General features: G+C 46.5%; 6 protein-coding genes and 1 pseudogene. 1 reads left to right on the top strand and 6 read right to left on the bottom strand.

Annotated elements, in window-relative coordinates:
- Positions 1–247: 247 nt before the first annotated feature.
- Positions 248–907, top strand: coding sequence for a recombinase family protein (locus EKM90_RS12400; RefSeq protein WP_164507995.1), 660 nt, complete (start codon positions 248–250; stop codon positions 905–907).
- A 133-nt stretch (positions 908–1,040) separates the two neighbouring features.
- On the opposite strand, the gene EKM90_RS12395 is transcribed toward EKM90_RS12400, so the two are convergent.
- From EKM90_RS12395 to EKM90_RS12370, 6 genes and pseudogenes are all read right to left on the bottom strand, one after another.
- Positions 1,041–2,504, bottom strand: coding sequence for a glycoside hydrolase family 1 protein (locus EKM90_RS12395; protein ID WP_125583075.1), 1,464 nt, complete (start codon positions 2,502–2,504; stop codon positions 1,041–1,043).
- A 16-nt stretch (positions 2,505–2,520) separates the two neighbouring features.
- Positions 2,521–3,735, bottom strand: coding sequence for an MFS transporter (locus EKM90_RS12390; RefSeq protein WP_125583073.1), 1,215 nt, complete (start codon positions 3,733–3,735; stop codon positions 2,521–2,523).
- Positions 3,736–3,754: 19 nt separating this feature from the next.
- The gene (locus EKM90_RS12385) at positions 3,755–4,642 is read right to left on the bottom strand and encodes a MurR/RpiR family transcriptional regulator (RefSeq protein WP_125583070.1); all 888 of its coding nucleotides are present in this window, start codon (positions 4,640–4,642) and stop codon (positions 3,755–3,757) included.
- Positions 4,643–4,709: 67 nt separating this feature from the next.
- The gene (locus EKM90_RS12380; protein ID WP_125583068.1) at positions 4,710–6,026 is read right to left on the bottom strand and encodes a PTS sugar transporter subunit IIC; all 1,317 of its coding nucleotides are present in this window, start codon (positions 6,024–6,026) and stop codon (positions 4,710–4,712) included.
- A gap of 356 nt (positions 6,027–6,382) precedes the next feature.
- Positions 6,383–6,971, bottom strand: a pseudogene (locus tag EKM90_RS12375) (IS6 family transposase); the annotation flags it as partial.
- Positions 6,967–7,584, bottom strand: a complete 618-nt coding sequence (locus EKM90_RS12370) for a recombinase family protein (RefSeq protein WP_125583066.1) — start codon at positions 7,582–7,584, stop codon at positions 6,967–6,969. The pseudogene EKM90_RS12375 and the gene EKM90_RS12370, both read right to left, overlap by 5 nt.
- Between the last annotated feature and the right edge of the window lie 232 nt (positions 7,585–7,816).

The raw sequence follows: 7,816 nt of genomic DNA, 5'->3' as shown, positions 1-7,816 counted from the left end.
AGTTGTTGGTAATGCTTGTGGGTGTTAGTCTGAGAGTGGGTCATGAAGATTCCTGCTTTCTTGTTTAGCTAGTACTAACAAGAATAGGTCTTCATGGCCTTTTTGGTCTAGTCGTCAGGGTGTTGCACTTGAATTGTAAACTGGGGAAGTGTCAAAGCTTAAAAGTATTGACACTGACACCATGTGCCCGCTACAATAGGCCTGAATGAGTCTCATATATTGGTATCAAAACGAGAGGGCGAAAATCATGGCCAAGGTAGCAAAAACGGACGAATCAGTATCAGATACAAACCAAAATCAGGCCGGCCACATTTACGGTTACGCCCGAGTCAGCACCTTGGCTCAAAGTCTAGATGAACAGATTTCAGAACTCCATCTCTTGGGTGCCCAAACCGTGTACGCAGAGAAGTACACCGGTACGACGGTCGAGCGACCGGAATTTCAAAAAGTGCTCGCCATTCTCCAACCAGGCGACACTTTGATTGTCGCCAAGATGGATCGATTGGCTCGCACGGTGAAGGGTGCGCTCGAGGTGATGGATCAGCTTCAGGTCAAAGGGGTATCACTCCGAATCGGAAACATCGGCACTTTTGAGACTGACCGTGAAGGCAGACTGACTCCGATGGCTAAGATGATGCGCACCATGATGCTCGCTTTTGCTGAATACGAACGCGATATGATCGTTGAGCGGACCCAAACCGGTCGCGCATATGCGCGCAAGCATGTGCCTGATTATAAGGAAGGCCGCAAGCCGGTGATCAACGGTAGGCGGCTCGAACAGATGCTGGAGTACTATGATGAGCATACTGTAAAGGAAACTGTGTCGGCATTTGGTGTCTCGAAGGCGACGCTGATGCGCCGGGTCGCAGAGAGACGATCGCAAGAGATGGGAAAAGTTGAAAAATGATAACGCAAGCAGGCGCTCACACTATTCCATGTGGGCGCCTGCTTTTGAGATTAATTTGTATAGTTATAAGTGTTAATAGCCGTTCAGGAGGGTATGACCGGGCTCGATGAGGTAGTCGTAATGCGCTCGAAGACTATAGGTCTTGACCGTTGCTCTTAATGACCTTCTGATACCAGCTAAATGACTTCTTCTTGCGGCGATTAAAGGTGCCGTTGCCATAGTCATCGCAGTCAACGTAGACAACGCCGTAGCGCTTGCTCATTTGACTGGTGCCTGCGCTGACTAAATCAATCCAACCCCATGGCGTGTAACCTAGTAGATCAACGCCATCTTCTTCAACGGCTCGAATCATCTCACGAATATGAGTTCGCAAGTATTCGATACGATAGTCATCATTGATTGAGCCATCTGATTCGACTTTGTCGATGGCGCCCAAGCCATTTTCTACTATGAACAGTGGCTTTTGGTAACGGTCATACAGATCAATCAGAGACTTTCGTAATCCTTGTGGATCCATTGCCCAGCCCCACTCTGAAGTCTTTAAGTAGGGATTTTTGACGCCACTATAGATGTTGCCACTATCTGTCTCGCCTTTGTCGGTCGTGGTTACACAAGATGAAGAATAGTAGCTGAATGAGATGAAGTCTACCGGATAAGCACGCATAATCTCATCATCGCCCAGGTTCTTAACCAGGGTGATGCCCTTCTGGTTCAATTGATTGTAGTAATACTGCGGATAGTAGCCGCGTACCTGAACGTCGGAGTAGAGATAGACATCTCGTTCGGCAGCCTGAGCTGCTAAGACGTCGCTTGGGTTTGCCGTCAGGGGGTATACAGTGCGTTTGGTAATCATGCAACCAACCTGAGCCTCAGGACGAATATCGTGGATGATCTTGGTCGCCAGAGCGCTAGCGACGAATTGATGATGCATTGCTTGAACATAGACTTCTTCCAGATTGCGACCTGTAAACTTCTCTTCGATGATTGCTCCAGTGGTCAGTGGGTGGCGCGACATTGAGTCGACTTCATTAAAGGTGAGCCAATATTTGACTCGTGAGGCGTAGCGGGTCACCACGGTGTTGACGAACTTTAGAAAGAAGTCAATAACCTGTCTGTCATACCAGCCGTCGTAGTTGAGCGCCAAGTTTACAGGTGGTTCATAATGAGACAGAGTTACTAAGGGTTCAATATTGTACTTTTCTAGTTCATCAAATACGCGATCGTAAAAGGCAAGGCCTGCTTCATTAGGCTTTTCGTCGTCACCGTTGGGAAAGATGCGCGTCCATGCGATTGACATTCTGAAGGTTTTAAAACCAAGCTCTGCCATCAGAGCAATGTCTTCTTTATATCGGTGATAGAAGTCGGAACCATGTCGCTTGGCATAGCGCAGTACGCTGTCATCAGCGGTATCACTTGCGGCCGCCTCCACCTCAGCAAGCGTGTAGTATTGATTCTTAGCAAAATCGGTCATTGGGATCTCAGGGCGAAACTTGGTGACATCTGCCACTGAAAGGCCCTTACCATCGGTATTAAAGGCACCTTCGTATTGATTAGCAGCAGTTGCTCCACCCCATAGAAAATCTGGACGTAATGGCATTGCAGTTCACTCTCCTTTATTTATATTCGCGGTTGCGGAATTTTTTCTCCTCTGTGCGGAGAGATTTCTGCAAAATCAGACCAGCAAACACATACAACAAGACGTTTAACAATAGTTGATATTGATAGTTCTGGAAATAGTCGAAGATAAATCCATTTGCCGCATTTGCAAAGGCGGTTGCAATGGTCCCTACTAGGATTAGCCTAGAAAGTACTCGTGTGTACTGATAGGGGGCTAAATGCTCTTGTAGAATCAATGGAACCTGCACAAGAACAATTGCCTGTCCGAGGCCAATCATTAAGACGAAAACAACGAGAAGGTAAAAGCCGTGGCTTAGAATCATGCCCAGCATACCTAGTGTGGCAAGTAACACGTAAACGGTTGTTACCATTCGATTGGGAAGCTTGGATAAGAACCACCCAATAGTCAGTTTTCCTAAGAAAGCACCAATCATGAATGCCGAGTTGAGAAATGCTGATTGGGTTCCGGAAAGGGCTTTTGATAATCCGAAAGCGTTAATATGTACCGCAATTCCGGAGACAAAGTATAAGGCACCAGCGACAATGAATATGGAAATCAGCGAACTGTAGACGGGCCTCTTGGGTTCTATGCCGTGTGGGGATTCTGATTCTTGCACCGTTTTTTGATCTGAATCACTGGGAATCAGAAGTCTGACGCAAGGTAAGACAAGAACGAGAATGATGGTACCCTCAGCCACCCAAGAAATACGCCAATTAAAGCTGCTAATCATCCAGTTAACCAGAGGGCTAAACAACATACCGCCCAATGCGGTTAAGGCAGTCGCGATACCTAGGACTTTAACCATCTGTAGATGAAACCACCGCGCCAGTAGTACAGGGGTAATTAGGGCGTAACTGAGCGGTTGGCAGATGCCGAGGATTAAGAATCCTATGAACAGCATCGTCATGCTATGACAGCTAGAAATCAGGAAGGCGCTGACGGCACTAATTAGTAATGAGGCTGTCAGGATTCGCTTTGGTCCTAGCCAGCGGATTAAATAGTCAGCAACCAATAGTCCAATCGCTGAACCGATTCCCGTTAAGGTCGATACCAGGGCAACGATTCCACGGGTAACATGAAACTCCTGTTCAAATGGCCGATAATACATACCGATGGTGTTTAGGATTAGCCCAGCCATGATGAGGTTAAGAATGCAGGTTGCCAGTAATACTCTTAACTGAACGTTACTGGTTGCGGTCTTTTTGGGCAAAAGCCCTCCTTTCTCCGAATTACTTATCTATATTCATCTTTCGCCTAGATGCATCGCGCTGCTTAACATAGGGGGTATAGTCGTCATCGTTTGCGATTAAGTCAAGCAGATTACTACGTTTAACGTAGATTCCGACTGCTAGCGTATCTAATACATATTGCATAGCAGTGCCCCAGATGACGTTTGCGAATCGGTTCTCTGGTGTCCCCGAATAGAACTTCAGATGATAGTCTGCCATCTTTCCGAGTGAGGGATCACGTTCGTATCCTGATACGACGACAGTCTTAATATGGTATTTGTGAAGCAACTTAACTGCGTCCACCATTGTCGGATTGGTTCCCGTATGAGTCAGAATAATGGCGAGCGTGCGTGTATTTGACTTGCTTAGTAGGCTAACAAACTGTGAGTGGGCTGATTCGTAGACTTTGCAGACGATTCCAAGGCCTTCTAGTTTATAGCCAAAAGCTTCGGCGGTCGCATTATTTTGACCGGATGCAAAGATTAATACGACGGACCGGCCCATCAGATCTACTAATTCGCTAAGCGTGTCGCTATCCAGCAGAGATTGAGTGATTCGATTAGCCTTATCGTACATAAGCGGAAGCTGGCTCAAGATATTGGCCATCGTTGCCTCACGGCTAAATGGCGTATCCAGTGACAATTGATTGGATAAGTAATCCCGGTAGTCCTTAGCAAGCGCCAACTTGAATTCACTGTAGTTTTTGAATCCAAGTTTTCGGACAAAGCGAGTCACGCTAGCGATTCCAACAGAGCAAAGGCTGGCAAGCGTCTTCGCCTCCATATCCACAACTTCGCTATAATTATCAAGAATAAAAGAAGAAATCTTCCGTTCGGTGTAGGTCAAATCTTTCCGAGTTAGGAAGCTATTGATCAGGTCATTAATCATTGCTCTTACCTAAGCCTTTTTCTTCCATGATACCGTATATCCTAGGCGATGTAAGCGGAGCCAATGGCTATGGCTCTGAAACTGCGGCTTCCTGTTCCTCTTGCAGTTTTTCTTCTTTGAGTGCATCGCGGTCTAGAGACTTAAAGAAGGGATAGTAGACGGCGGCTTGCACCACAATGGCAGTGAGACAGGCAAGGAGTAACATGAACCCGCCTCGTAGAAATGCCTGTACTGGCATCGGTAGGACCCAAGCAACGGTTACTGCAGAGATGAAGTTGCTGGAATTAATGAGCCCAAGCTTGATGAATGCAAGCCCTACAAGACCGCCGGAGATTGGGGCGAGAATCATTGGAAGTAACATTATAGGGTTTAGCATCAGCGGAATCCCGAATACATAGGGCTCATTGATGTTAAAGAGGCCTGGGATAAACGCGATTTTGTTAATTTCCTTATATCGTTTGGCCTTGCCGAATAGAAGAATGTCCAGACCCAGTCCCAGTGTGCAGGCCGTCCCGCCAATCATGCATAGTTGAGCCATAACATCAAAGTCTAGGTACGGTAATGGCTTGCCAGCTAACTGAGCTGAAATGTTGGCTGCAATAACAGAGGATTGAAGTGGTAAGTAGATTGCGTTCAATGGGCTAGGATGAATCCCAAAGAACCAGAACACGGCCCGGAGAGCGAAGTAGAAGATGATTGCGGACCATGCACTCTTGCCTAACAGCATCGCGGGAGCAGTGAACACCTTATAGAATAGTGAGAAGATGTCGTTGTAGTTGGTCAAGCTAATTGCGTACTTAACCGCGAATCCACCAGTGATGATAATCACTGCCGCTAGCATTGGTGCCATCATCGAATCGACGACATTGGCAGGAACTTGTTCGGGCATCTTAAACTTAATGTCTTTCTTGATTAAGAATTCGTATGTAGCGCCAACGACTAATGCAACGACAATAGCGAGAAAGATACCGTTACTTCCCAGGTTAGTGGACAAGAGCGCCGCAACCTTGGTTTTGCCGACTTGAACACTTTGTGGCATGAGTAAAATGAAGACTGCGGTTGCGATTAATGAAGTCGGCTTTGGATCCTGACCAACTTCTTTTGCGTAGCTGTATGCAACGGAGATAACCGTGTATATTGCCAAGAGGCTCGATGTTGCCGCGATTAACTCGGTGGCCGGATCGATGATTTTGATATGATTCAGGAATGCAATCCAGGACGGAATCGGTAGATTCACCATGATTGAGACAAAGCTAACGCCAATCATAATCGGAATTATTCCGAGCATACCGTTGGTAATCGAGCGAATAAATTTGTTCTGGCTCATCTTAACGGCAAAGGGTTTCAAGTATTTGTCTAGGAAACTTATTAATCCTGAAAACATGGGACTTCCTCCTTTAGGAATTATAAATTTGAGCTCATAGCTACTTTAGAAAACGTTTGCAACTAAGGCAATAATTTGACAACCTTTGGCGATTCGTTTCCAGACAAAGAGTAGTTAAGGAGTAAATAACGGGAAACCGTTTTCAATAAATGAGGATCTAGGTTGACTTCTGTGGCGATAACTTATCGAGTAATCTGTGGTAGCTCTAGTTAAAAAGAGATGGACAATACGAATAGGAGGGTACGAATCAAGTGAGAATCTGTGTATAAAAATAACGTCGTCATATGCGACAACGGGTTCTGGTGCAAAGTTGAAATTAAGCGTAGATCAAAGTGACTGTGTTTAGTGGTTGTAGCCTATGCCGCTAACAATTGGTCGACTTCTTGATACGCTGAAAAGCCGAAGAGGCCTAGCTTCTTTCGGCTTTCTTTGTGTATCGCATGCATGGTTTCAATGCCGTATAATGTCTAGCTGCTGTCCGAGTTCTCTGTTAACTTGCGGAACGAACTTGTTGCCGCTTAATAAAACGGTGATCTTGCTCAATCAGATTATTGCGATATTTGGAGCACTGATGCACACCTTTGTGCAGATAGCCTTCCCTAGTAAGCTTTTTAATTGCCGTTAGGGTCGCTCCGTACTGATCAGTCACTAATCGATGTGGAAGACCATAGGTCATTAAAAGGCGTTTGAGAAAATGATAGGCCGAGTTAAAGTCACGCTTCTTGCGCAGTTGAAAATCAAGCGTAAGACCTTGATCATCAATGGCACGGTAGAGGTAATTCCATTGACCTTTGATCTTGATATAGGTCTCATCCATACGCCAACTTTTGGAAGTGCGCCGATGGCGCTTACGCCATAGAGCCCGCATAATCGGTGAGTAATGTTGTACCCAACGCATGAGGGTTGTGTGATGCAGGAAATACCACGGTCGCGCATCATTTCAACTCTGAATGCTTTCAGGGATTTCGGCTACAATTCGGTAGAGCGTTGGTCGACTGATTCCCAGTGTCCTGGCGATTTGCGCCTTTGACAGTTTGCCATCCTCGAGCATTGTGATGGCCTGATTATAAATGTAGCGCCGATGTTTGTCTGGAGAATCTGCTGAATATTGAGGTACCCCGCCTTTGTAGACTCCCCGCCGCTTAGCTTCTATAATGCCAGCGGCCTGGCGCTCGTGGATTGCTTCACGTTCTTCCTGGGCGATGTATTTATAGATTTCCAGAGTTAGGTTTGTGAGCATGGTGCGCATAGCCTTGTTGGGGACCTCCGAAAAGGTTGGCAGGTTCAGCACATTTAGCGTCGCGCCTTGTTGACCAATGGTGTTGATGGTTTCAGTGAGATCCGCAGCGCTTCGGCCGAGTCGATCGAGCGCAACCACTACGACTTCGTCATCGTCGTGAATATAGTGAAGCATCGCCGCTAACTCGGGCCGTTCCAACGTAGCTCCAGACCGTTTTTCTTGAAAAATGCGAGTACAGCCGGCCCCTTTTAGTGCCGACAGCTGCCGATCCAGGTTCTGTTCGCGGGTGCTTACCCGCGCATATCCAACTTTTGTCATCAGCGGCACCACCTTTACACATAGTTTTTACACCTGTTATTCCTTTAGAATAGCCGATTAGAATAGCCGATTCAAAGTGTAAATTCAAGGTACACCCTGATGAAACAGATTTGATTCCAGTCTGACCATATCCAAGATTATTCATCAGGCTATACCCTGGCGGGACACGGCCATAATGACGATGTAGTGGGTATACCTCATTCGCTGCCCTTGATTAAACGCAGCGTTTTCC

The sequence above is a fragment of the Lacticaseibacillus suibinensis genome, from assembly GCF_003946175.1.
Taxonomy (GTDB): domain Bacteria; phylum Bacillota; class Bacilli; order Lactobacillales; family Lactobacillaceae; genus Lacticaseibacillus; species Lacticaseibacillus suibinensis.
The sequence above is the reverse complement of the archived record's forward strand: the minus strand, read 5'-3'. Positions and strand labels throughout refer to the sequence as shown.

Excerpts from the sequence above, each read along its gene's own strand:
- EKM90_RS12400 (WP_164507995.1), top strand. The coding sequence starts at position 248 with ATGGCCAAGGTAGCAAAAACGGACGAATCAGTATCAGATACAAACCAA.
- EKM90_RS12395 (WP_125583075.1), bottom strand. The coding sequence starts at position 2,504 with ATGCCATTACGTCCAGATTTTCTATGGGGTGGAGCAACTGCTGCTAAT.
- EKM90_RS12385 (WP_125583070.1), bottom strand. The coding sequence starts at position 4,642 with ATGATTAATGACCTGATCAATAGCTTCCTAACTCGGAAAGATTTGACC.
- EKM90_RS12380 (WP_125583068.1), bottom strand. The coding sequence starts at position 6,026 with ATGTTTTCAGGATTAATAAGTTTCCTAGACAAATACTTGAAACCCTTT.
- EKM90_RS12370 (WP_125583066.1), bottom strand. The coding sequence starts at position 7,584 with ATGACAAAAGTTGGATATGCGCGGGTAAGCACCCGCGAACAGAACCTG.